At 68.7% G+C, this 24,257-nt stretch carries 23 protein-coding genes; 7 read left to right on the top strand and 16 right to left on the bottom strand.

The genetic code is table 11. From position 1 onward, the window contains the following. Together BW971_RS04655 and BW971_RS04650 are read right to left on the bottom strand one after the other, a co-directional pair. Complete coding sequence (locus tag BW971_RS04655) at positions 1-399, bottom strand: isochorismatase family protein (protein ID WP_234974231.1); 399 nt, start codon at positions 397-399, stop codon at positions 1-3. A 167-nt stretch (positions 400-566) separates the two neighbouring features. Continuing rightward, a complete protein-coding gene (locus BW971_RS04650) occupies positions 567-1,571 on the bottom strand; it encodes an ABC transporter substrate-binding protein (RefSeq protein WP_083709275.1) in 1,005 nt (334 codons plus the stop codon). Positions 1,572-1,636: 65 nt separating this feature from the next. On the opposite strand from BW971_RS04650, the gene BW971_RS04645 reads away from it, so the two are divergent. After that, the gene (locus BW971_RS04645; protein WP_076476976.1) at positions 1,637-2,719 is read left to right on the top strand and encodes an alanine racemase; all 1,083 of its coding nucleotides are present in this window, start codon (positions 1,637-1,639) and stop codon (positions 2,717-2,719) included. A 37-nt stretch (positions 2,720-2,756) separates the two neighbouring features. After that, positions 2,757-4,088: a serpin family protein gene (locus BW971_RS04640; RefSeq protein WP_083709274.1), complete on the top strand. Its 1,332-nt coding sequence runs from the start codon at positions 2,757-2,759 to the stop codon at positions 4,086-4,088. Between the two features lie 5 nt (positions 4,089-4,093). Here BW971_RS04640 and BW971_RS04635 read toward each other — a convergent pair whose 3' ends face one another. Both BW971_RS04635 and BW971_RS04630 read right to left on the bottom strand, forming a co-directional pair. Beyond that, positions 4,094-5,662 (bottom strand): DNA polymerase Y family protein, encoded by a 1,569-nt coding sequence (locus tag BW971_RS04635; protein ID WP_076476975.1) that lies wholly within the window; start codon positions 5,660-5,662, stop codon positions 4,094-4,096. Further along, on the bottom strand, positions 5,662-6,330 hold the full coding sequence (locus BW971_RS04630; protein WP_143690195.1) for a hypothetical protein: 669 nt from the start codon (positions 6,328-6,330) through the stop codon (positions 5,662-5,664). The genes BW971_RS04635 and BW971_RS04630 overlap by 1 nt, the downstream gene beginning before the upstream one ends. A 318-nt stretch (positions 6,331-6,648) precedes the next feature. On the opposite strand from BW971_RS04630, the gene BW971_RS04625 reads away from it, so the two are divergent. Beyond that, positions 6,649-7,806 (top strand): serine/threonine-protein kinase, encoded by a 1,158-nt coding sequence (locus BW971_RS04625; protein ID WP_076476973.1) that lies wholly within the window; start codon positions 6,649-6,651, stop codon positions 7,804-7,806. A gap of 3 nt (positions 7,807-7,809) precedes the next feature. On the opposite strand, the gene BW971_RS04620 is transcribed toward BW971_RS04625, so the two are convergent. The 3 genes from BW971_RS04620 to BW971_RS04610 are packed head-to-tail and all read right to left on the bottom strand — an operon-like array spanning position 7,810 to position 10,341. Beyond that, positions 7,810-8,370: a hypothetical protein gene (locus tag BW971_RS04620; protein WP_076476971.1), complete on the bottom strand. Its 561-nt coding sequence runs from the start codon at positions 8,368-8,370 to the stop codon at positions 7,810-7,812. A gap of 35 nt (positions 8,371-8,405) precedes the next feature. Next, complete coding sequence (locus BW971_RS04615) at positions 8,406-9,119, bottom strand: response regulator (RefSeq protein WP_076476969.1); 714 nt, start codon at positions 9,117-9,119, stop codon at positions 8,406-8,408. Next, positions 9,112-10,341, bottom strand: a complete 1,230-nt coding sequence (locus tag BW971_RS04610; protein WP_076476968.1) for an ATP-binding protein — start codon at positions 10,339-10,341, stop codon at positions 9,112-9,114. The genes BW971_RS04615 and BW971_RS04610 overlap by 8 nt, the downstream gene beginning before the upstream one ends. 111 nt (positions 10,342-10,452) lie before the next feature. On the opposite strand from BW971_RS04610, the gene BW971_RS04605 reads away from it, so the two are divergent. Then, positions 10,453-11,796 (top strand): PspC domain-containing protein, encoded by a 1,344-nt coding sequence (locus BW971_RS04605; RefSeq protein WP_234974230.1) that lies wholly within the window; start codon positions 10,453-10,455, stop codon positions 11,794-11,796. After that, positions 11,793-11,996, top strand: a complete 204-nt coding sequence (locus tag BW971_RS04600) for a hypothetical protein (RefSeq protein ID WP_076476965.1) — start codon at positions 11,793-11,795, stop codon at positions 11,994-11,996. Before BW971_RS04605 ends, BW971_RS04600 begins: the two co-directional genes overlap by 4 nt. A 4-nt stretch (positions 11,997-12,000) precedes the next feature. Here BW971_RS04600 and guaA read toward each other — a convergent pair whose 3' ends face one another. The 4 genes from guaA to guaB all read right to left on the bottom strand — a co-directional run bounded on the left by guaA (position 12,001) and on the right by guaB (position 18,295). Beyond that, on the bottom strand, positions 12,001-13,608 hold the full coding sequence (gene guaA / locus BW971_RS04595) for a glutamine-hydrolyzing GMP synthase (protein ID WP_083709310.1): 1,608 nt from the start codon (positions 13,606-13,608) through the stop codon (positions 12,001-12,003). Between the two features lie 72 nt (positions 13,609-13,680). Then, complete coding sequence (locus BW971_RS04590) at positions 13,681-15,369, bottom strand: FAD-dependent oxidoreductase (protein WP_234974253.1); 1,689 nt, start codon at positions 15,367-15,369, stop codon at positions 13,681-13,683. A gap of 186 nt (positions 15,370-15,555) precedes the next feature. Then, positions 15,556-16,704 (bottom strand): GuaB3 family IMP dehydrogenase-related protein, encoded by a 1,149-nt coding sequence (locus BW971_RS04585; protein WP_076476962.1) that lies wholly within the window; start codon positions 16,702-16,704, stop codon positions 15,556-15,558. Positions 16,705-16,768: 64 nt separating this feature from the next. Next, entirely contained in the window at positions 16,769-18,295 is a 1,527-nt protein-coding gene (gene guaB / locus BW971_RS04580; protein WP_076476960.1) for an IMP dehydrogenase, read from the bottom strand. Positions 18,296-18,459: 164 nt separating this feature from the next. Here guaB and BW971_RS04575 point away from each other — a divergent pair, with 164 nt between their 5' ends. Beyond that, positions 18,460-18,849, top strand: coding sequence for a DUF5319 domain-containing protein (locus BW971_RS04575; protein WP_076476958.1), 390 nt, complete (start codon positions 18,460-18,462; stop codon positions 18,847-18,849). 78 nt (positions 18,850-18,927) lie between these two features. Here the strand turns inward: BW971_RS04575 and BW971_RS04570 are convergent, their stop codons facing one another. The 3 genes from BW971_RS04570 to BW971_RS21050 form a co-directional block, all read right to left on the bottom strand. Continuing rightward, positions 18,928-19,842, bottom strand: coding sequence for an anti-sigma-D factor RsdA (locus BW971_RS04570; RefSeq protein ID WP_159441828.1), 915 nt, complete (start codon positions 19,840-19,842; stop codon positions 18,928-18,930). Next, positions 19,839-20,414, bottom strand: coding sequence for a sigma-70 family RNA polymerase sigma factor (locus tag BW971_RS04565; protein ID WP_076476955.1), 576 nt, complete (start codon positions 20,412-20,414; stop codon positions 19,839-19,841). Before BW971_RS04565 ends, BW971_RS04570 begins: the two co-directional genes overlap by 4 nt. Before the next feature lie 89 nt (positions 20,415-20,503). Continuing rightward, complete coding sequence (locus BW971_RS21050; protein ID WP_143690194.1) at positions 20,504-21,289, bottom strand: hypothetical protein; 786 nt, start codon at positions 21,287-21,289, stop codon at positions 20,504-20,506. Positions 21,290-21,744: 455 nt separating this feature from the next. Between BW971_RS21050 and BW971_RS04555 the strand changes: the two genes are divergently transcribed. Then, positions 21,745-22,041: a WhiB family transcriptional regulator gene (locus BW971_RS04555; RefSeq protein ID WP_076476952.1), complete on the top strand. Its 297-nt coding sequence runs from the start codon at positions 21,745-21,747 to the stop codon at positions 22,039-22,041. A gap of 82 nt (positions 22,042-22,123) precedes the next feature. Here the strand turns inward: BW971_RS04555 and groL are convergent, their stop codons facing one another. Beyond that, positions 22,124-23,743, bottom strand: a complete 1,620-nt coding sequence (groL, locus tag BW971_RS04550) for a chaperonin GroEL (RefSeq protein WP_076476951.1) — start codon at positions 23,741-23,743, stop codon at positions 22,124-22,126. Positions 23,744-23,937: 194 nt separating this feature from the next. Beyond that, complete coding sequence (groES, locus tag BW971_RS04545) at positions 23,938-24,234, bottom strand: co-chaperone GroES (protein WP_076477416.1); 297 nt, start codon at positions 24,232-24,234, stop codon at positions 23,938-23,940. Between the last annotated feature and the right edge of the window lie 23 nt (positions 24,235-24,257).

Here is a 24,257-nt window from a genome sequence, read left to right as displayed (position 1 = left end):
TCACCCCACCACGTCGGCGGTCCGTACCACCGTCGCGAACTCACAGTGCAGATTGGTCGCGGTCACCGATGAGAGCACCGCGGCCGGCACCAGCTCACCGTCCGGCGATCGGCGGTCGAAGGAGTGCGTAGCGTCGATCACGAAAAACGTCTCGAAGCCCAGGTTTCCAGAGACTCGAGCGGTGGTCTCACAACAGTGATTGGTGGTGATACCGCAGATCGCGACCTGCTCGATGCCTTCGCCCACCAACCATGCGCGCAGATCGGGGGTGCCGTGAAAGCTGGAGTTGACACTCTTGCGAACCAAGAGATCCGGCGAACCGGTGATGACGTCCTGGAAACGATTGCCCGGTCCGGACCTGAACAGGGGTGATGTCGGGTTGTCGGAGTCATGCCGCACGAAGACGACCGGCCACTCCTGACTGCGCCAGTACCCCACAGCACAGCGATGTTCGATTCACAGTCGGGGTTGTTCCGCGAACCCCAGAAGTCACCGTCGAAGAAGCCGACCTGCACATCGACGATCACCAGCGCCGGACGACGCAGACCGTTCATGGCTCGAGGCTCCTACTCGCGCACTGTCCGCGCGATGGCCGGCACCAGCCGTTCCAGCGCGTAGGGGATGCTCAACACGTCATTGTGTGACACCGCGTCCGACGCCGGTGCGGGGTAGACGAAGTTCTTGCGCTTGGCGATGTCGAGGGTCTTGAAGATCGGGTGCTCATCCAGCTGTACCGTCGACTCACCACAATCGTCGATGATCACCAGCTCGTCGTAGTCGTTGACCATATCGAGCTGCTCCCCACTGATCTCGGCGTAGTACTTACCGCCTGCAGCATCGTCGATCTCCCTGGGAACCGTGAAACCGAGCTTCGTGAGGAACTGACCGCGGGGATCCTTGCTGGTGTAGATACCGAAACCACCACCTTTCAGCGGACATCCCACTGCTGCAGTTTTCCCCTTGAACTCCGGGTGCTCTCCGGCCGCGGTGGCGAAGGCCGCATCGGCCTTGCTGACCAACTGCTGCGCCTCGGCCTTCTTGTCGACGGCCTCGCCGATCATCGTGGCCTCCTGCGCGTACGACACGGCGAAGTCCTCGGCGTCCCGGGGACGCACGATCGTCGGCGCGATCTTGGACAGGTTGTCGTAGACCCCCTTGTCGATCGCCGCATAGGTACCGACGATGAGGTCGGGCTTCTGAGCGGCGATCTCACCGATGTTGAGATCGGACGCCGAGGACGGGATGATCACCGGCTTGTCATCACCCAGCAGCGGCACGGCCCACGGCCCCACACCGGACCCGTACTCCTCATACCACTGGTGGATCATCACCGGCTTGACACCCAACGCCAACAGGGTGTCGTGCTCACGCAACCCCACCGAGGCCACCCGCTTCGGCACACCGTTCACCACGGTCTCGCCGTACTCATGGGCGATGGTCCGCGTGTCCGCATCACCACGGTCCTCGTCCTCGGCCGGTGGCGAGCATGCGGCCACCGCGATGGAACACATCATCAACGTCATCGCCGCATACCACCGGCTGCGGGTGAGGGCACCGTTGCTCGAGTTCACGCTGGCGATGCTAGCGAGAGCGGGTTGCCGGTGCCAAGCTCTCACACCGCACGTAGGTTCGGTGCGTGACCACGACGTCAGACAGTCAGAACCCGCATCCTGACACCCCGTACCTGGTGGTCGACTCGACGCTGCTCGACGCGAATCTGTCCGCGATGTCGGCCCGGGCCGACCACCTCGGGCTGGACCTGCGCCCGCACGCCAAGACCCACAAGTCGATCGACATCGCCCGTCGTCAAGTCGCCGCTGGGGCGGTCGGTTTGACCGTGGCCACGATCGGGGAGGCCGAGGTGTTCGCGGCCGCCGGATTCGACGACCTGTTCATCGCCTATCCACTGTGGTTGAGCCCGAACAAGGTTCGACGGCTCCACGCGCTGGCCTCGGCCACCCGGTTGCGGGTCGGTGCGGATTCGATTCCCGGTGTGGAGCAATTGGCGCAGGCGCTGACCGGCACCGGCGCCGAGGTTCTCGTCGAGGTCGACAGCGGTCAACACCGCACAGGGACCTCACCCGAGGAGGTGGTGGCGGTGGCACGGTCGGCGATCGCGATGGGTCTCGACGTGGCCGGGGTGTTCACCTTTCCCGGTCACGGTTACGGACCCGGCCTGCGGGCGCAGGCCGCCGACGACGAGGGCGCCGCCCTGGCCGACGCCACCCGCCGATTGACCGAGCACGGAATGGCGCCCCGGGTGATCAGTGGCGGATCCACCCCGACCGTCGCTGCCGCCGACGCGGGTGTGCTCACCGAGATCCGCCCCGGCGTGTACCCGTTCAACGACGCCCAGCAGGTGGAACTGGGCACCTGCGATCTGGCCGACGTCGCCCTGGTCGCGGTCGGTACGGTGGTGCACCGTACCGAGCACACCGCGGTGCTCGACACCGGCAGCAAGATCCTCGGCGCAGACCGCCCGTCCTGGGCCACCGGGCACGGACGACTGCCAGACCATCCGGCCGCGCGTATCGTTGCTCTGTCCGAACACCATGCCACCGTGGACTTCTCGACGGAACGCGCACCGGACCTCGGCGCACGGGTGCGGGTCGCACCCAACCACGTCTGCACGGCGGTCAATCTCGTCGATGATCTGGTGGTGGTCCGGGACGGTTCTGCGGTCGCGCGATGGCCGGTGAGCGCGCGCGGCCGGAATTGATCCGGATCAACCCCGGTCGTCGGTAGCATCGGCCCGGATGTCCCCTCCGCCGTCACGTCATCCGTCCTCGCGCACACCGCTGCGGCCGTCGGCGCTGGCCACCGTGGGGCTGGCGATGATTGTCGGGCTGTCCGCCTGCGCCGGATCTCCGAACCCACCGAGCACCGCGCAGCTCAGCAAGGCGTCGGGGGTGACGTTCGCGCAGATCGGCATCGACGAGGTGCGCGACGGTGCCGACGCCACCGTTCGAGCCGCGCGCGGTCTCGGCTGGGACCTGATCCGCGCCGGTGCCGACGGCACGGGCAACATGGTCGTCTCCCCCTGGAGCGCTCAGACCGCGCTGGCCATGGTGCGAGCCGGGGCCGGTGGCCGGACCGCCGCCGAGCTCGACACCGTCCTCGGCGGCTACGACCCTCACGCGCTGGCCGCTCTGGCCGGTCAGCTGTCGTCCGCGGAAGGCGACCCCGGTCGGGTCGACCCCGACAACCCACCCGACGACCCCGTCTATCACCAGGGCAACGGCGTGTTCGTCGACAAGTCGTTGCGGGTCCGCCCCGATTACCTGACCGCACTGGGGCGCTACTTCAACAGCGGTTACTACCCCGTCGAGTTCGCCTCGAAGAGGTCGGCGGCGACCATCGCGGAGTGGTTGTCGGTGAACACCGGTGACCAGATCACCACGCCGCCGGTGCCCTACAACCCCGACACCGTGATGAGTCTGCTGAGCACCGTCTACCTGGCCGCGGCGTGGCAGACCCCGTTCTCCCCGGGCAGCACCATGCAGTCGGCGTTCACCAGGACCGACGGGGAGGTGGTGCAGGCCGAGATGATGCACGCCACCCCCAGGGTTCGGGTGGTCGAGGGTGACACCTGGCGTGCGGTGGAACTGCCGTATGGAGCCGGTTCGACCGACAGCGGACTCGCGATGCAGGTCATCCTGCCCGATCGACCGGGTATCGCACCCGCGCAGGCCGTCACCGCGGATGTTCTCGGCGACGTGGCGTCGCGGTTGCGGGCGGCGACACCCTCCCCGGTTCAGTTGTCGCTGCCGCGTTGGCAGACGGACACCAAGATGAATCTGATCCCCACGCTGCAGAAACTCGGCGTGCGGCAACTGTTCACCGACCGTGCCGACCTGGAGGCGATCGGTCCGCGGTTGACTGTGAGCGCGGCTGCCCAGAGCGGCACCATCACCGTCGGCGAGAAGGGCACGGTGGCGGCCGCGGCCACCCAGATCGACCTGATGCCGACCTCGGTACCCCTGGGCGAGCCGTTCGTGGTGGATCGCCCGTTCGCCTACCAGATCATCGACGTGGCCACCGGATTGCCGCTGTTCGTCGGTACCGTCGACGATCCGACCACCCGCTGAGGCGTTCACTCGTACACCCCTTCCACCAGCCACTGCCGGTCGTCGTGCCGGTAGCGCAACAGCAGTGCCCGGGAATCGTCGAGCAACACCTGAGCGCGGGCCACGATGGCGGAGTCGGCCGCGGCCCACCATTGTTCGTCGGCCATCCAGGGACCCGCCCACCAGCACAGCTCCCAGCTGCGCCGACCCCAGCGCAGGGTGGTCGGTTCGGCGCTGAATCCTCCGCGGGAGGTCACCCGCACCGGGTCGTCGGCGCAATCGCGCATCTCCACCGGAGCGCTCATCAACACCGTGGGGGTGGGTTCCGGCATCCGGCCGGGCCACGGGGCCGTCGGGTCGGCCGCGGGGGTGGGCTCGTCACCCAGCGGGATCAGGCTGATCTGCTCCTGCGGCCCCCGACCCCCGCTGCGCACCGGGATCCGCACCGACTCGCCACCGAGCAGGCCCTGCACCCGTACCAGTGAGCGATGCACCCGCTCGTCCAGGTCCCGACTGCCCGGGAGTCCCGCCCCGCTGAGCTCGTACTGCAACTCCCCCGCCCGGACTAGCTCCACCGGTTCCAACCGCAGCACCCCGATCGGGCCATCCGGCCGGTCATCGGTCCCGCGGCCGGTCAACCACCCCTCCAACTGCCACCGGATCCGGTCCGCGGTGGCCTCCGGGGTCAGCGGGGCCGCGCATCGCCAGGTGCGGGAATGCTCCTGGCCGCCGGTGGTGACGGCGTGCACCGTCAGTCGGGTGCAGGCCACCGCCGCGGCCATCAACACCCGATGCAGTTCCTCGGCGAGCCGTCGACCGACGAAGGCGGCGGCGTCCACCCGATCGACCGGCGGATCGCAGTGGTGCTCGACCATCAGGTCCGCCCCCGGTGGCACCCCCGAGGGTGGACGGTCCGGGAGATCTCGCGCGGTTCGGTGGGCGTACACCGCATCCGCACCGAACCGGGTCGCCACGTCGGTGGCGGAGAGCCCCGCGAAAGCCCCGACCGTGCGAATTCCCATCCGCCACAACAGGTCGACCAGTTCGCTGCGATCCTCCCGGCACAGGCTCGGCTCGACAGCCAGCTCGCCGACGGGCAGCGGGGCCAGATAGTCGGCCCCGGCCCCCGGTGCGACCACCACCCCGTGCCGGGCGGCGATGACCGCCGTGGCCAGGTGATCGGCGATACCGGTCTGCGACTCCACCCCACAGGCCGACACCACATCGATGAGCTTCTCGGCGGCCGACTCCTCGCCGCCGAAACACCTCGTCGCACCCGCCACCGGCAACACCATCAGTCCCGGCCGCAACACCTCGACCGCCGGGACCAGCTCCGCGACCTCTGCCACCACCGGTTCGAAGAGCCGTCCGTCACGGCCGGGATCGTCGGCAGCCACCACCAGTTCCGGACAGATCGCCTGGGCCTCACGCCTGCGCATACCCCGCCTGATCCCCACTGCCCGTGCCGGGGCGGAGCAGGCGACCACCCGATTGGCGGAGAAGACCGCGACCGGTCGTTCCGGTGCGGAGTCGGCGGTGGCCGCCGCAGCGGCCGCCGGCCAGTCGGGGCACCACAACCCCAGCGCCCTGGCCATCAGTTGGCCACCCGCAGATCCGGCCGAACACGCTGCTCGCCAACCGTTTCCCCGACATCGCGACCGACGAGCCCCACCACACCGTCGCGCTGGATCACGTCCACCCTGAGCTCGTCACCGGGCCGCCCGCGCCCTCGCCCCCGGGCACGGACCCGTAAGGAGAACCCCGCGATCCGTCCGTACCCGCTTCGCCGTACCGGCGCGTGCCGGTAGTCGGTGACCTCGGCGGTGATGTGGGTCTGCACCCCCGGCCAGGTGCCGTCGAGGACCATCAACACCGATCCCTTGGCCCGGGCGCGGGCCATCACCACCCGAGCCCGGGACGGCACCACCGAGAGCCCGCCCAGACCCAGCACCACCAGATCCAACCCGTCGAGCAGCACCGCGGCGATCTCCACCCGGTCGGCACCGGGATCGTCGATCGTGGCGATCCGCGACAGATCGGCCCCCATCTCCGCAGCGGCGAGCAGGCTCAGCTGCGAAGCCCCGACCACCGCCACATGACCACCGTCCGCGGTCACCCGGGCGACCAGCGCCGTCACCACCGATCGGGCCCCGGCCACCGAGACCACCGTGCCCCTGGTGAGACCACCGTCGACCAGCAACGACGACAACACCTCGGGTACGCCGATCACCTCACGGTCCGGTTGCTCCGACGCCGGGGCCACCGATCCGCTCCCGCGGCCCGGTTCCACGGACCGGGGCACAACAGCCTGGTGCACAACAGAATCCGGGTTCCTCGTACGAGACATGACCGCGAGTCGTCGTCGCAGGTCCGCCACCTTGTCCGCCACTCCGGCGCCGTCCGACACCGGCGCTTCCGACACCTCTGTTGAGGTCATCATTCCTCCCGTACACGTGGCAGCCGAGGGGAAGATCGACACCGGGAAGATGCGGCGATCACGACTGTGGATCGAACATGTTTTCGAGTAACGATCGTAGGACGGTGGTCCGACAGCCGTCAATCGCGAACTAAACTGACCGGCGTGACGACCCCTGACCATCCCCGGAGAGTGGCCGGCCCCGGTTTCCTCGTCGCCGGGCGGTACCGGCTGCGGTCCAAGGTCGGCGGCGGCGGGATGGGGGCGGTCTGGCTGGCCCACGACCAACTCCTCGACCGCGAGGTCGCGGTCAAGCAGGTGGTGTCCACCGAGGGGATGACCCACACCACCGCCGACGAGACGCGGCAACGGGCGATGCGGGAGGGCCGGATCGCGGCGCGACTGGGCCACCGCAACGCCATCGCGATGCACGACGTCGCGGTGGAGGACGGCGAACCCTGGCTGGTCATGGAGTACCTCCCGTCGCGTAGCGTCGCGCAGATCCTGCACGCCGCAGGCACCCTGCCCGCCGAGCAGGTGGCCCAGATCGGCGCCCAGGTCGCCGACGCGATGGCCGAGGCCCACGACGAGGGCATCGTGCACCGCGACATCAAACCCGGCAACATCCTGATAGCCAACAGCGGTCGCAGCGCAGGCCTGGTCAAGATCACCGACTTCGGGATCTCCCGCGTCGACGACGAGGTACAGGTCACCCAGAGCGGGGTGATCACCGGCACCCCGGCCTATTTCGCGCCGGAGGTGGCCCGCGGCACCGACCCGTCGGCGGCGTCGGATGTGTACTCACTCGGCGCGACCCTGTACACGATGGTGGAGGGACAACCGCCTTTCGGTGTCGACGAGAACTCGCTGGTGTTGCTGGACCGGGTGGCCCGCGGGGTCATCAACCCACCCATCTGCGCCGGCGCGTTGGCGCCGATCCTGCTGCGCATGCTCGAACCCTCACCCGCCAACCGGCCGACGATGGCCGAGGCGCGGGACACCCTGGCCCGGCTGGCCGCGGGTGACGGTGTCAGCAGCGAACAGGTGCTCAGCGGCCGCGTCACCAAGATCGACGGCGGCACGCCCACCTGGGTGCGACGGACCGCCACCCCCCAACCGGGCGCACTCGGGTCCTACGACCGAACTGCCGTACCCGGACCACATCACCCCGGACCCCACCAGCCCTACCCATCCCACCCTTACCCGCTGTCCGGGCATCCGCCGCAGCCATCGCGGTCGGCGGTGCCGGTGGCGTCGGCGGTGTTCCTCGGATTCCTGGTCCTCGCCGTGATCGCACTGGTCCTGATCGCGGTACTGCGCTGAGCGTCAGTCCTGACGTCGCACGTGATGCCGACGCACGGTCAGCAACGCCGCCGCGTCGAACACGACCGCGGCACCGACACCGGTCACCGCGGTGCCCGTCGATCCACCCGCCACCGTCTCGACGATGATCGCGGCGACGACCACCACGGCGAGCGCGGCCGCGAGCCGATGGAAGTACGTGGACAACCTCACCCCGAAGACGGCGAAGTGCACCGCCACCACCGCCGCGATCCACATGGCGACGTAGTGTCCGCCGCCATCGACGCGGTCGAGGATCGCGACACCTGCGGCGATGGCGGCGATCTCCGCGGCCACGGTCAGGCGGTAGAAGCGTGAGCGGAACATGGACGGACCGGCCCCGCCGGTAGCGTGACGCACCGCCCGGACCGCGCCGGTCAGTACGACGACCGACACCGCGACGACGACTGCCAGGACAACGACACCGGTCGTCCCGGACAGGGCTCGGGTACCCCAGATCCCCCACGCCACCGCCGCGACGGCCCCGATCATCGCGCCGATCGACGGCGCACGTCCGACCGGACCCGGATCAGCAGTGGTGCCCATACCGCCCCTTCTCACCGTCCATGGTTCCCGACAGGTCAGTCCAGATGGCGGGTGGCAGCCCACCGGGTCAACGCGTTGCGGTTGGACTGCTGGGTCTTGCGCAAGACGTTCGACGCATGGGTCTCGACGGTCTTGACGGAGATGACCAGGTCCTCGGCGATCTCACGGTAGGTGTAGCCACGGGCCAACAGTCGCAACACCTCGAGTTCGCGTCGGGTGAGCGAGTCGAGTTCCGGGTCCAGCGCCGGCTCCGGAACCGGCGATCGCCCGGTGAACGAGTCGAGCACGAACCCCGCCAACCGAGGGCTGAACACGGCGTCACCGTCGGCGACCCGGCGGATGGCGTCGGCGAGTTCGTCACCGCGGATGGTCTTGGTGACGTATCCGCGGGCCCCGGCCCGGATCGTCGCGATCACGTCCTCGGCGGCATCGGACACCGACAACGCCAGGAAGACCGGGGCGGAACGCACCCCGGTCGGGGTCGGGGTCGGCGGGGTCGGCGCGCCGGAGGTGACACCGGTGAGCACCGCGACCCCACCCCCACCGGGCATGTGCACGTCCAACAGCACCACATCCGGTGCGCTACGGGTGATCCCGGCCACCGCCTCGGACACCGAACCTGCCTCGCCGACCACCTCGAGCCCCGTTTCGCGAGCCAGTTCGGCCCGCACCCCCGACCGGAAGACGGCGTGGTCGTCGACGAGGAACACCCGCGTCGGTACCGCGGGGACACCGTGCGGTTCAGCCATCGTGCGAGATCTCCTTCTCCGTCGTGTCCGCGGCCCTCTCCTCGGCGGCCCCCGCGAGACCGTCGACATCCGCCCGGGGCATGGTGATCCGGATGTCGGTGCCGCGTCCGGGCTCCGACTTCACCCGCACGGCGCCACCACGCCGCTCCACCCTGGCCCGGATCGAGTTCTGCACACCGTGCCGGTCGTCGGGGATGTCGTCGGGGTCGAAACCGGCCCCGCGATCACGGACGAACAGCGTCACCCGTTCGGGTTCCACCTCGAGGTAGACGTCGATCCGACGTTCCCCGCTGTGCTTGGCCGCGTTGATGACCGCCTCCCGCGCGGCCCCCAGCAACGCGGGCCAGCGACGATCGTCGGTGTCGAGGGCGAGGTCACCGACCGTCACCACGTCCACCTCCACGCCATAGGTGTCCTCGACGGCCGCGGCCACGTCGGTCAGGGCGGCGACCAGGGTGTCACCACGCACGTCGGTGCCGCTGAACAACCAGCGCCGCAGTTCGCGTTCCTGACCGCGGGCCAGTCGCAGCACGTTGTCGGGGTCGGCCGCCTGCTTCTGGATCAGCGCCAACGTCTGCAGCACCGAGTCGTGCAGATGTGAGGCGATCTCCTCGCGCTCCTCGTTGCGGATGCGGGCGGCACGTTCCGCGTTCAGGGTCCGCCACATCCGCATCCACAGCGGCACGGTCAACAGCAACACACCCAGCAAGGTGGCCCCGACGGCCAGCAGGGTGGAGTTCAGCCCACCCACCGACCGATTACCCGCCATCACCACCACCACCAGGCCGGTGATCACCAGCAGTACCCCACCGATCACCCGGGTCCAGGTGAGCACCGGAGTGCGCACCGTGCGCCTGGAGGTGTCGAACTCCCGCCATACCAACGACGCCCCGACGGCGACCACCACCAGGGGCACCAGGAACCGGGCGGGGGTACCGGAGGCGAGAAAGCCGACCACCACCACGGCGACCACACCGACGATCGCGAGCCCGTAGGCCTGTCGTCGCTCCCCCGGTGGCGGCGGGTCGGTGTCGTCACCGGGCGGACACAGGAACCACAGCAGTCCGTACGCGCAGACCCCCGCCCCGGCGAGGGCACTGAGCACCACGAACACCACCCGCACCCGGAACACGTCGACGCCGAGATGGTCGGCCACGCCACCGGCGACACCACCGATGACCCGACCGCCGTCACGGCGGTGGATGCGTTCCGGACTGCTCACGCGATCGATACTGGCACGATCACCGCCACCGGCACATCAGGGTCACAGGCGGTGAAAGATCAGGGTCTGCCCCGATGTGGTCGGGCGCCGCGACGGTCCACGATGACTGGCATGAACCAGCAGCAACTGGAGAACATGTGGCGGACCCGGCCGGCCCGGCCGCGTACCGGGTCCACCGTGGCCGGCGTGTGCGCCGGTGTCGGCGCGCGGTATCGCGTGGACCCGACGCTGGTGAAGGTGGCGTTCATCGTGGCCACCGTCTTCGGCGGCAGCGGGGTGCTGCTGTACATCGCGGCCTGGCTGACCTGTCCGCAGGTCGACGGACCGGACGGGCTGTCCCGGCGTGACGAGTATCGGGAGATCCGGGACCGCTTCCGTTCGCGCCGGAACGACCCGCAGTGGCGCAGCCAGTACCGTGCCGCACGCCGGGAGTTCCACCGCTCCGGTGGCCGTCACTGGAATCACGGGCACCCGCCCACCCTCGTGATGGTGGTGCTGATCATCATCGTGACCAGTGCGTTCACCCCCAACGTGGCCTGGAGCGGCGGGTTGCTGGTGGGCGCGGCGTTGATGCTTTTCGGCTGGTACCTGCTGTACCAGCGGACACCGGAGGCGGCGGCGGGTACCGGCGCGGACACCGTGGGGCAGGCAGCCGAGTCGGTCACCGCACCGCTCGGCACCGTCGCGGCGGGGGTGGACCTGCACAAGAGCGGTGTCTCGGATGCGACGGCCACGAACACCCCACCGAGCGATCCGACGACACCGCAGCCGCCCGCGTGGGATCCGCTGGGGGTGGCACCGTTCGCCTGGGATCTGCCCGAACCGACCCCTGCGGAACCGCAGGCACCGGCGGGCAGTCGCGCCCTTGCCCCGATCGTCGTCGGCGCGGCGGTGGTGCTCGCCGCCGCCGCCACGGCTGCCGCCTTCACCGGGGTGGGGTTCTTCACCCCCGCACGGGTGGTGTCGGTGGCCCTGCTGGTGGTCGGTGTCGGTCTGCTCATCGGTTCGGTGGGCCGGGGTGTCGGGACGCGTCGCGGCACCGTCCTGGTCCCGGTCGCGCTGATCGGTGTGCTGGCCGTCATCGGGCTGTCGACGCTGGCTGGGTTGCACCGACCGCCGTCCGGCGGCGTGGGTGAACGGATGTGGAAGCCACTGTCGGAGAACGATCTTCGTGACACCTACGGTCTGACCGTGGGTTCGGCGACGCTTGATCTGCGCTCGGTGCCGCTCACTCGTGACCATCACGTCGCCATCGACCTCGGGGCCGGTGAGATCAAGATCCTGGTTCCCGACGGTCTCGACGTCCAGGCGAACTGCTCCACCGGGGTCGGTGACCAGGAGTGTCCGGACGGCATCGACCCCGGCCGTGACGGTGTCGGCGGACCGGTGTTGCACGTGGACGCCTCGACCGACGTCGGTCAGATACAGATCATCCGGAACGGAGCAGGATCATGAGCGAACAGACACCCGCCGCACCCCGACGTGTGTCACCGGTGATGGCGGTCGTCGGACTGGTCGCGGTACTGGTGGCGGTCTGGGGTCTGCTCGGCGGTCCGTCGCTGGGCGACCTGGACATCGCCCGCTGGATCGCGGTGGCCATCGCGGTGGGGATCGGTGTGACACTGATCCTCACCGGCAGCCGCAGCCGTCGCTAGCGGCTCACTCCCACTCGATGGTGCCCGGCGGTTTGCTGGTGACGTCCAGCACCACACGATTCACCTCGGCCACCTCGTTGGTGATCCGGGTGGAGATCTGTTCGAGCACCTCGTAGGGGATGCGGGTCCAGTCGGCGGTCATCGCGTCCTCGCTCGAGACCGGACGCAGCACGATCGGGTGCCCATAGGTACGTCCGTCGCCCTGGACCCCGACGCTGCGGACGTCGGCCAGCAACACCACCGGACACTGCCAGATGGTGTCGTCGAGACCGGCGGCGGTGAGTTCCTCGCGGGCGATGAGGTCGGCGGCGCGCAGCGTGGCCAGGCGGTCGGCGTCGACCGCACCGACGATGCGGATGGCCAGACCGGGCCCGGGGAACGGCTGGCGGCCGACGATCTCCTCGGGCAGGCCGAGCTCGCGCCCGACGGCGCGGACCTCGTCCTTGAACAACAGTCGCAGCGGCTCCACCAGGGTGAACTCGAGATCGTCGGGCAGTCCGCCGACGTTGTGGTGGCTCTTGATGTTCGCGGTGCCGCTGCCGCCGCCGGATTCCACCACGTCGGGGTAGAGGGTGCCCTGGACCAGGAAGTCGATCGTCTCCCCGTGTGCGGCGGTGTCGCCGAGGACGTCGGTGACCGCACCCTCGAACGAGCGGATGAACTCGCGGCCGATGATCTTGCGCTTGGTCTCCGGGTCGGACACACCGGCGAGCTCGTCGAGGAAGGTGTCGGCGGCGTCGACGGTCACCAGGCGGGCACCGGTCGCGGCCACGAAGTCCTGCTGCACCTGTTCCCGCTCACCGGCCCGCAACAACCCATGGTCGATGAACACGCAGGTCAACCGGTCGCCGATGGCGCGTTGGACCAGCGCCGCCGCTACCGCGGAGTCCACTCCACCGGACAAACCGCAGATCGCCCGACCGTCACCGACCTGCTCACGGATCTGTTCGATCAGGGTGTCGGCGATGTTGGCGGCGGTCCAGGTGGGCTCCAGACCGGCCACCTCGTGCAGGAAACGACTGAGCACCTGCTGACCGTGCGGGCTGTGCTGCACCTCCGGGTGGTACTGGACCCCGGCCATCGCGCGCGCGGTGTCCTCGAATGCGGCGACCGGTGCGCCGGGAGTCGATGCGGTGACGGTGAACCCATCGGGGGCGCGCTGGACCGCGTCGTTGTGGCTCATCCACACCGGTTGGCTCGCCGGCAACCCGCCGTGCAGGACGCCGGTCTCGGTGGTCGTGAGCGTGGTGCGGCCGAACTCGCGGCCACCGGTGTTGGCCACGTCGCCGCCGAGTGCGGCGGCCATGGCCTGGTAGCCGTAGCAGATGCCGAACACCGGGACGCCGAGGTCGAGCAGCGCCGGGTCGAGCCCGGGCGCGTCGTCGGCGTACACCGAGGCCGGCCCGCCGGACAGCACCAAGGCCACGGGATTCTTGGCCTGCACCTCATCGATGGTCGCGGTGTGCGGGATCACCTCGGAGTAGACACGCGACTCCCGGACCCGTCGGGCGATGAGCTGTGCGTACTGTGCACCGAAGTCGACGACCAGGACCGGACGCGGTGCCGCGGCGTCGATCGGAGCGGTCCCCGTGCTCCCGTCGGCTCGATCGATCTCGGTGGGTTCGAGATCAGCGGATTCGGCGGCGGGCTTGTCGGCAGGCACCCACCGAGTCTAGAAGGTGCCTCAGGCGGTGACCGGCGGCCGGTGGGCGTGGTTCACCGCGACGATCGGCAGTCGCAGCGCACCGGGTGCCGACTCCGGCACGATCGGCGACCGCGGTGCCACCGGGGTGAGCCGCTCGTAGGGCGCGCCCTGTTCGGGGCGCAGATCGGTCTCCCCCTTGTTCGGCCACAGCGACGTCGCTCGCTCGGCCTGCGCACTGATCGACAACGACGGGTTCACCCCGAGGTTCGCGCTGATCGCCGATCCGTCGGTGACATGCAGGGTCGGGTAGTTCCACACCCGGTGGTACGGGTCGATGACCCCGGTGGCGGGTTTGTCGGAGATGGCACATCCCCCCAGGTAATGCGCGGTCATCGGCATGTTGAACACATCGCCCCAGGTACCCCCGGCCGGGCCGCCGAGTTTCGCGGCGGCTCGCTGCGCGGCCTCGTTGCCCGCGGGGATCCAGGTGGGGTTGGGCTCCCCGTGTCCCTGCCTGCTGTTGACGAAGCGGAACGGCCCGAACCGCTGCACGAACGTGGTCAGCGAGTTGTTCTTGTTCTGCATCACCAACAGGATCACCGTGCGCTGCGACCAATGGCGCACGTTGAACAACAACGGTAGGTCGAGCGGACGCTGCACCAGCGCGGCCAGGAACTTCAGGAACCGGCTGCGGCCTGGTTCACCGTCGGTCAACAGGGTCTGCAACAACCCCATGGCGTTGGAACCCTTGCCGTACCGAACGGGCTCGATATGGGTGTCCGACGCCGGGTGGATGGACGAGGTGATCGCCACTCCCTCGCTGAAGTCGTCGGCGGGGTCGTACTGGCGGCGCATGGCCCCGAGGATCGACTCGGAGTTGGTGCGGGTCAGGGAACCCAATGCATCCGACAGCTCCGGCAGGGACCCGTCCGACTTGGCCATGTGCAGCAGCTTCTGCGAGTTGTAGGTCCCCGCGGCGACGATGACCTGCCGTGCGGTCAGGGTGCGACGTCGTGCTCCCAGCCGAGTCCAGGCACCGCTGCGCTGGGTGTCGACCTGCCAGCTGCCGTCGGCCTGCGGGTGCAGACCGGTGACGGTGGTCCGGTCCAGCACGGTGGCGCCGTTGCGCTCGGCCAGCCCCAGGTAGTTCTTCAACAACGTGTTCTTGGCACCCACGCGACAACCGGTCATACACGCCCCGCACTCGGTACAGGCGGTGCGATCGGGGCCGGCTCCGCCGAAGAACGGGTCTGGCACGGTCTCTCCCGGTGCCCCCACACCGCCCGTCTTGGCACCGAAGAACACGCCGACCGGGGTGGGGCCGAAGGTGTCGGCGACACCCATCTCCTCGGCGATCTCCTCGATCACCCGGTCGGAGTTGGTGTACGTGGGGTTGGTGACCACCCCGAGCATGCGACGAGCCTGGTCGTAGTGCGGGTCGAGCTCGTCCTCCCAGTTGGTGATGTGGCCCCACTGCGGGTCGACGAAGAACGGCTTGGTCGGCTTGTACAGGGTGTTGGCGTAGTTCAGCGACCCTCCGCCGACACCGGCGCCGGCCAGGATCAGTGAGTCACGTACCGCGTGGATGCGCTGCACACCGAACAGTCCGAGTTTGGGTGCCCAGAGGAACTTGTTGACCCGCCAGCTGGTCTTGGCGAAGTCGTCGTCCTCGAAACGCCTTCCCGCCTCGACCACGCCGACGCGGTAGCCCTTCTCCACCAGCCGCATCGCACTCACACTGCCGCCGAACCCGGATCCGATGATCAGGACGTCGAAATCGGACTCGGTTCGGGGGCGACGGGCACGAGCGGACACGGGGAACTCCTGACATCGGGCTGTGATGGAAGTCCACATCACTGTAACCCAGCGTCACAGTGAGTTCACCAAACGGATGTGTCGGACACCACCTCCCGATCAGGAGACGGTGAGCCCCACCTTCTGGAACTCCTTGAGGTCGGAGTAGCCGGACTTGGCCATCGATCGACGCAGGCCACCGACAAGGTTGAGCTGCCCGAACGGATCGTCGGACGGACCGTGCAGGACCCGCTCCAGACTCGGACGCTGCGCGTCGAGCGCGACCTCGAGCAGGGCGCCGCGCGGCATCGACGGGTGTGCGGCCGCGGGTGGCCAGTACCAACCGTGGCCGGGCGCCTCGGCGGCCGCGGCGAGGGGGGTACCGAGCATGACAGCGTCTGCGCCGCAGGCGATGGCCTTGGCCAATTCGCCCGACGAGTGCACGTCGCCGTCGGCGATGACGTGCACGTACCGACCACCGGTCTCGTCGAGGTAGTCGCGGCGGGCGGCTGCGGCGTCGGCGATGGCGGTGGCCATCGGGACCCCTATACCGAGCACCTCACCGGTGGTGGTGGCGCCCTCGGCCGAGCCGTAACCGACGATGACCCCCGCGGCGCCGGTCCGCATCAGATGCAGCGCGGTGCGGTGGTCGTGCACCCCGCCCGCCACCACCGGGACGTCCAACTCGGCGATGAACGTGGTGAGGTTCAGCGGCTCCTTGACCTCCGACGCATCATGGCTGACGTGTTCGGCCGAGATGATGGTCCCGTGCACCACCAACAACTCCACCCCGGCGCTCAGGAGGGTCGGGGTGAGTTCGAGCGCGTGCTGGGGGCTGACCCGCGCGGCCAACGTCACCCCGGCTTCCCGCACCCGGGTCAGCGCCTCGGCCAGTAGCCCGGTGTCCAGCGGAGCGGCGTGCAGTTCCTGCAGGGCGCGGATCGGTGCGGAGGGATCGGGATCGTTCTCGGCGATCCCGACGACCTCGGCGATCTTGGCGTCGACGTCGCGGTGCCGCGCCCACAGTCCCTCGGCGTTGACGACGCCGAGGGCGCCGTGACGGGCCAGCTCGATGGCGGTCTCCGGGGATACCAGCGCATCGGTCGGGTGCGTGATGATCGGGGTGTCGAAGCGATACGCGTCCAGTTGCCAGGCCGTGCTGACCTCTTTGGACGAACGGGTGCGCCGGGACGGGACGATGCTCACGTCCTCGAGTTGAAAGGTGCGACGGGCCGTCCGACCCATCCCGATTTCCACCAGATCACGCACCGATGCGCCTTTCGCAGAGAACTGTTGATCGAGAACCGTTACCCGCCGGAGTGTGCCCCACCGGTCAGCGGGCCACGTAGTTCGGGGCCTCGACGGTCATGGTGATGTCGTGCGGGTGGCTCTCCTTGAGTCCCGCCGCGGTGATCTGCACGAACTGCGCCTCCTGCAGGTCGGAGATGGTGGCCGAGCCCGTGTACCCCATCGCCGCTCGCAGCCCCCCGCCGAGCTGGTGGATGACCTGACCGAGCGGCCCGCGGAAGGGCACCCGACCCTCGATCCCCTCGGGAACCAGCTTCTCCTCCGACAGCACGTCGTCCTGGAAGTAGCGGTCCTTGGAATACGACTTGGCCTGACCGCGGCCCTGCATCGCCCCCAGCGAGCCCATACCCCGATAGCTCTTGAATTGCTTGCCACCGACCAGGATCAGCTCACCCGGCGCCTCCGCGGTGCCCGCGAGCAGGGATCCCAGCATGGCCGTGGACGCCCCGGCGGCGAGCGCCTTGGCGATGTCACCGGAGAACTGCAGACCGCCGTCGGCGATGACCGGCACACCCGCGGGTTTGCAGACCGCGACCGCCTCCATCACCGCGGTGATCTGCGGTGCGCCCACCCCGGCGACCACGCGGGTGGTGCAGATCGACCCGGGACCGACCCCGACCTTCACCGCGTCGGCACCGGCCTCCACCAGAGCGGCGGCCGCCGCGCGGGTGGCGACGTTGCCGCCCACCACCTGGACCCGGTCTCCCACCTCAGCTTTGAGCTTGCTCACCGTGTCCAACACCAACCGGTTGTGGGCGTGGGCGGTGTCGACGATGATCACGTCCGCACCGGCGTCGGCGAGGGCCATCGCACGGGTCCACTGATCGCTGCCGGTGCCCACGGCCGCGCCGACCAGCAATCGGCCGTCGGAGTCCTTGGTGGCCAACGGGTGCTGCTCGGTCTTCACGAAGTCCTTGACCGTGATCAGACCCGTCAGCTTGCCGTGGCCGTCGACGATGGGCAGTTTCTCGATCTTGTGCCTGCGCAGAAGACCCAGAGCGGCCTCGGCCGACACACCCTCCTGTGCGGTGATCAGCGGGGCCTTGGTCATCACCTCGGACACCGGTCGCTGCTGGTCCACCTCGAACCGCATGTCGCGGTTGGTGATGATGCCGACGAGTTCGTCGTTCTCATCCGTGACCGGCAGCCCGGAGATGCGGAACCGGGCGCACATCGCGTCCACCTCGGCAAGGGTGTCGGTGGGCTTGCAGGTGACCGGGTCCGTCACCATGCCTGCCTCGGACCGCTTCACGGTCTCCACCTGTCCGGCCTGCGCCTCGATGGACAGATTGCGGTGCAGCACACCCATACCGCCCGCACGAGCCATCGCGATCGCCATACGAGCCTCGGTGACCGTGTCCATCGCCGAACTGACCAGTGGAACCCGCAGGCGGATCTCCCGGGTCAGCTGCGACGAGGTGTCGACCTCACTGGGGATGACCTCGGATGCCGCGGGCAGCAGCAACACGTCATCGAAGGTGAGGCCGAGCATGGCCACCTTGTTGGGGTCGTCGCCACCGGTGCGTACGCCACCGGGGTTCACGTCAGTCATCGCCGAGGGCCTCCAGACATGGTTTTGATCCATCGTATAAGCCGCGTCGAGCAGCGGGAGAACCCGCAGGACCGGGGCCCGACACGTTGGGCGCCCACCCACCCCGTGCACGACACCCGCGCGCAGAGTGGCGCGGATCGGGCACCGCTGACTACGGTGGTCGTGTGCGAGACCATCTGCCGCCCGGGCTCCCGCCCGACCCGTTCGCCGACGATCCCAGCGATCCCTCGGCCGCACTGGATTCGATCGAGCCCGCGCAACCGCTGGACGCGGCTGAGCGACTCGCGGTCGAGGAGGATCTCGCCGATCTCGCCGTCTACGAAGCGCTGTTGGCCCGCCGCGGTGTCCGTGGCCTGGTGGTGGTCTGCGACGACTGCCAGCAGGACCACTACCACGACTGGGACATGCTCCGGGCGAACCTGCTGCAGCTGCTGGTCGAGGGCACCGTCCGACCACACGAACCCGCCGTCGACCCCTCCCCCGATGCCTACGTCACCTGGGAATACTGCCGCGGCTATGCCGACGCGATGATGAACGTCGTCGAGGACGACTGACGCTCCACCGCACCTTCCGCCACCCGCACACACGTCGAGGCGCTCCCCAGGTCTGGGGAGCGCCTCGACGTCTGTCGGTCAGTTGGGTGTGGTCGTCGTCGTGGTGGTGGTCGGAATCGGCAGACTGGTCGGCAGATTCGGCGTCGACGGCGGTGTGGGCACCGCCTGCTGCAACTGTCGCCTGAGCAAGGTCTTGTCTTTGTCCTGCTGGTCGGCACCCGTGCCCGGATCTGCCGGTGCCTGCGACTCACTGCCCGATCCACCGTTGTTCTGCGGCAACAACTGGTTCTGCAGGTCGGTGATCTCGGTGGGGATCACATTCGACGGCAACTGCGGAACAGTGGTGGGTACGGCCGAGGTCTGCGTCTGCACCTGCGCCAACAACTGATCGATGCGGGTCTGCATGTCGTCGCGACCGTCGGCCTCGCGGACATCGGTGACCGTCTGTTTGGCCGACTGCAGGTAGCTCAGGGCCTCGGCCTTCTTGCCCTCGGCCATCGCCCGCTGCGCCTTCTCCAGATTGGACTGGGCGCTCTGGCTGGCCACGGTCGCGCTGGCGTCGGCGCCGAAGACGGTCTGTTTGATCCCCCACAGCGGGTCGCCGGGGTTGGCGTCGCGCGACATCACGGTGAGACCCCCGAAGGCCACGATGATCAGCGCGGCGGCCGCACCGACGATCCGCAGGGTGCGCAGCGAACGGTGCCGCTGGCCCACACGCTGCTCGGCGGCGATCGCCTCCTCCACCTGTTCGAGGGTGGGGACGCCGGTGTCACCGGGTGCCAGCACGTCGTGTCGCCAGCCGGCCAACAGCGAGGTCAGCTCGTAGTCGACGTCGCTGCCGACCCGCACACCTTCGTTACGGGCGATCGCGTCGAGCAGCTCGTCGTCGGCCCGGATCGCGTCGAGATCGAGCGGCGTCGAATTCTCGGGTCGATCACCGCGCTGACGATCGGCGAACGGATCGCCGTCACGACGCTTGTCGTCATCTGTCATCGGACCCATCCCCCTCTCGTCATCTCGGCCTTCAACTTGTTCAGCGCCCGGTGTTGGGCCACCCTCACCGCTCCTGGAGTACTCCCGACCGTTTCCGCGGTCTCTTCCGCACTCAGTCCCACGATCAACCGCAGGACCAAGACCTCCCGTTGTTTCTCGGGAAGGGTGTCGAGCAGTTCTCTCATCTGACGTGTGGAGTCGGCGTCGAGTGCCATCTGCTCCGGACCGTCGTAGACGTCGACACCCTCGGGCATCTCGTCCACGGGATCGGACTTCACTCGCGCCGCCCCCCGGTGCGCGTCGGCGACCTTGTGCGCGGCGATGCCGTACACGAAGGCCATGAACGGTCGCCCCTGGTTGGTGTATCGCGGCAACGCAGTCATGACCGCCATACACACCTCCTGGGCAACGTCGTCAGCCGAGTGCGAGTGCCGTTCACCCGCCCCCACCCTGGCCCGGCAATATCGCAGGACCAGGGGCCGCACACTTTCGAGTACATCGGAGAGAGCAGTGCGGTCGCCATGCGTTGCCGCAGCGACGGCCTGATCAAGCTCTTCACCTGTCAGTATCATCGTCAGCTGCAGATCCCCGCGTTACAGGTCGTCAGGCAAATTTCTCCGAATTGCCCGCATGTGGTCATTGAGGCGTGAAAGTCCGTATGTCAGCTTAGCGACCGCGCGCGGTCCCGTGCGGCACCCCGTGCGTCACGCGCGAGCCCGTCGAGCAGCTGTCCACATGCTGCGGCCAGCGGGCGCAGACCGCAACGCGCGGCGTCGTCGCGTGCCGAGGCGGCCGTGGCCAGCGCGGTTGCCGGATCCCCGGCGGCCGCCCGCGCCGCAGCCCAGATCATCTCGGTCTTGATCACATGCCGTACCGACGGACACTCCGACGCCAGTTCCCGCGCCCTCTCGGCGTGCCGGGCCGCCGACGCGGCGTCGTCACCGTACAGACCGCACTCCGCCAACACCCATTGCACCCGCAGTCGAACCCGGTCACCCCAGACCCATTCCCGTGGTCCCCACCCGTCGGCCCTCGCGGCAGCGGTGTCGATCAGCCGCAACGCGACGTCCACCCGTCCGAGGCCCAGGTGGTCGGCGGCCAGCCCGACCAGCGCGTCCACCTCGGCCGCCTCCATCCGCCCCGGGTCACCCCGGACCCGTCCGGGGTCGGCGACGGCGATCGCCCACCCGTCCAGCGGCGCGGCAGCGGCATGCCGTCCGCGCTGGCGGATCAGCGAGGCCGAGGTCGACCAGGCCAGCGACCGGATGAGTGGGTCGCGATGCGCGCCCAACGCACTCAACTCGGTCTGCGCGGCCTGCCGACCGCCCCGACCACCCATCCACACCGCCCACAGCCAGACGTCGAGGCCGGGGGCGCCCGGCCCCGGTCGTCGCACATCGCCGCGCGGATCGACACCGAATGCCGCATCCATCAGCCACGTTTCCATCCACAACTCCGAATTAGCGAGAATTTAACGAAGGCAATGCGGACCGCCGTCCGCGCAAATGTTTCCGAAAAGCGAACAATAGATTGCCTATCGATGACCACACGGGTGGACCCCGACTCGCGCCGCCGCTCCGATCGGGGCCGGTGCGCCGCCTGCCGATTCGCCACCAAACCATCCTTCACCAGCAGTTTCACCCCCGCGATCGACCACCCTGACGAGTTCGTACGGAGCCCGACGAGAACCATCGTCATTTCAACACGCGGTTAACATTTCCGGAATCTTTGCGCGTTTTCGGCACCCACCAGTGCTTGTTGACTGCATTTCCACCGTTTGCATACTGTTGCGATGTCGCAGCAAACATCGTCGTAGGCGACTGTTGAAACGGACTCGCAGACAGCGTGATCCGGCTCATTTGACCAGTTCGAGACCAAGCTGGCACGTTGCAAGGAGCTGTAATGCCTCAGCCGAACCACCTTCCCGGCCCCAATGCCGACATCTGGGACTGGCAGATGAAGGGCCTGTGCCGCGGCGTCGACTCGGCGATGTTCTTCCACCCCGACGGTGAACGAGGTCGGGCCAGGGCGCAACGCGAGCGTCGAGCCAAGGAGCTGTGCCACCAGTGCCCGGTCGTCGCGCAGTGCCGCGAGCATGCACTGGCCGTCGCCGAGCCCTACGGCATCTGGGGCGGGCTCTCGGAATCGGAGCGTGGGGTCCTGATGAAGCGCGGGGTCGGCAGGCGCCTCGCCGGCTGAGAACCGGGCCGGACGAGAACCAGAGACCACGCAGAAGGGGCGCACCGAGATCGGTGCGCCCCTTCTGCTGTTCCAGATGTGCTCAGTGGGCGTGCCCATGACCGGCGTGCGCGTCCGCCTCGTCGTCGGCAGGCTTGTCGGTGACAGCGCTCTCCGTGGTGAGGACCATGCGTCCCACCGATGCCGCGTTCACCACCGCCGACCGGGTCACCTTGACCGGATCGACGATCCCCTCGGCCAACAGATCACCGAAGCGCAGGGTGGCGGCGTTGTACCCCTCACCGGTCGGCAGGTCGGCGACCCGGGCCACCACGACCGCACCGTCCACGCCGGCGTTCTCGGCGATCCAGTACAGCGGGGCATCGAGCGCCTTGCGCAGTACCGCGACACCGAGTGCCTCGTCACCGGTGAGCTGTGCGGACAGCGCGTCGAGAGACGTCGCAGCCTGCACGATCGCCGATCCACCACCGGCGATGATGCCCTCCTCGACGGCGGCCTTGGCCGCGGCGACCGCATCCTCGACGCGGTGCTTGCGTTCCTTGAGAGCGGTCTCGGTGGCCGCACCGACCCGTATCACTGCGACCCCACCGGCGAGCTTGGCCAGCCGTTCGGCCAACTTCTCCCGGTCCCAGTCGGAGTCGGTGTTCTCGATCTCGCGACGCAGCTGGGCGGCGCGGTCGGCGATGGCCTCGCTGGTACCGGCGCCGTCGACGATGGTGGTGCTGTCCTTGGTGACCACCACACGCCGGACGCTGCCCAACAGGTCGAGCTCGGCGTCGGCGAGGGTCAGACCGATGTCGGAGGAGATGACGGTGGCACCGGTGACCACGGCCAGGTCGTCCAGGAACGCCTTGCGGCGATCGCCGAAGTACGGTGCCTTCACCGCGACCCCGCGCAGCGCCTTGCGCAACGAGTTGACCACGAGCGTCGACAGCGGCTCGCCCTCGACGTCCTCGGCGATGATCAGCACCGGCTTGCCGGATTGCGCGATCTTCTCCAACAGCGGCAGGAAGTCCGGCAGCGCGCTGATCTTGTCGCGGTAGAGCAGGACGAGCGCGTCCTCCAGGACCGCTTCCTGCGCGTCGGGATCGGTGACGAAATACGGCGACAGATAGCCCTTGTCGAACTGCACGCCCTCGGTGACCTCGAGATCGGTGTGCAGTCCGGAGCTCTCCTCGACGGTGACCACACCGTCGGCGCCGACCCGGGTCATCGCCTTGCCGACCATCTCACCGATCTCCGGGTCGCGTGACGACACCGTCGCGACCTGGGCGATCGCGGTCTCGCTGTCCACCGGGGTGGCCGAGGCGAGCAGGGTCTCGGAGATGACGTCGGCAGCCTTGCCGATGCCGACGCCGAGCGCCATCGGGTTGGCCCCGGCGGCGACGTTGCGCAGACCGGCCTTGACGATCGCCTGGGCCAGGACGGTCGCGGTGGTGGTGCCGTCGCCGGCGACGTCGTTGGTCTTGGTGGCGACGGACTTCACGAGCTGGGCGCCGAGGTCCTCGAAGGGGTCCTCGAGGTCGATCTCCCTGGCGATGGTGACACCGTCGTTGGTGACGCTGGGACCACCGAAGGCCTTGGCCAGCACCACATGTCGTCCGCGCGGCCCGAGAGTGACCTTGACCGCGTCGGCGAGCTTGTCCACGCCGCGTTCGAGTGAACGGCGAGCCGTGTCGTTGAATTCGAGCTGTTTGGCCATGTGTCGTCGGCCCTCCTGAGTCTGTGGTGAGTCAGCTGTGTCGATGGGGTTGATGGGGTGAGACGGTGCGCGCAGAGAAGACGGGGACCATGCGAACCGCCCCGGCACGAGCGCCGAAGACGACGTGCCGGGGCGGAACTGGTGTTGCTGGAGCCAGCCGTCTTACGTGGTGACGGACTTACGTGTTGACAGCGTTACTTGTTCACGACGGCCAGCACGTCCCGTGCGGAGAGGATCAGGTACTCCTCGCCGCCGTACTTGATCTCGGTGCCGCCGTACTTGCTGTAGATCACGGTGTCACCCTCGGCGACATCGACGGGGATGCGCTTGTCGTCCTCCCACCGGCCGGGTCCGACGGCAACCACGGTGCCCTCCTGCGGCTTCTCCTTGGCGGTGTCGGGGATGACCAGTCCGGACGCGGTGGTCGTCTCGGCTTCGACGGCCTGGACGAGGATCTTGTCCTCAAGCGGCTTGATGTTCACGCTCGCCACGATGTGAGCCTCCACTTTCTTCG

This window comes from Williamsia sterculiae, assembly GCF_900156495.1.
Lineage (GTDB): Bacteria > Actinomycetota > Actinomycetes > Mycobacteriales > Mycobacteriaceae > Williamsia_B > Williamsia_B sterculiae.
Note: the sequence above shows the minus strand (reverse complement) of the source record. Positions and strands in the feature narration are given on the sequence as shown.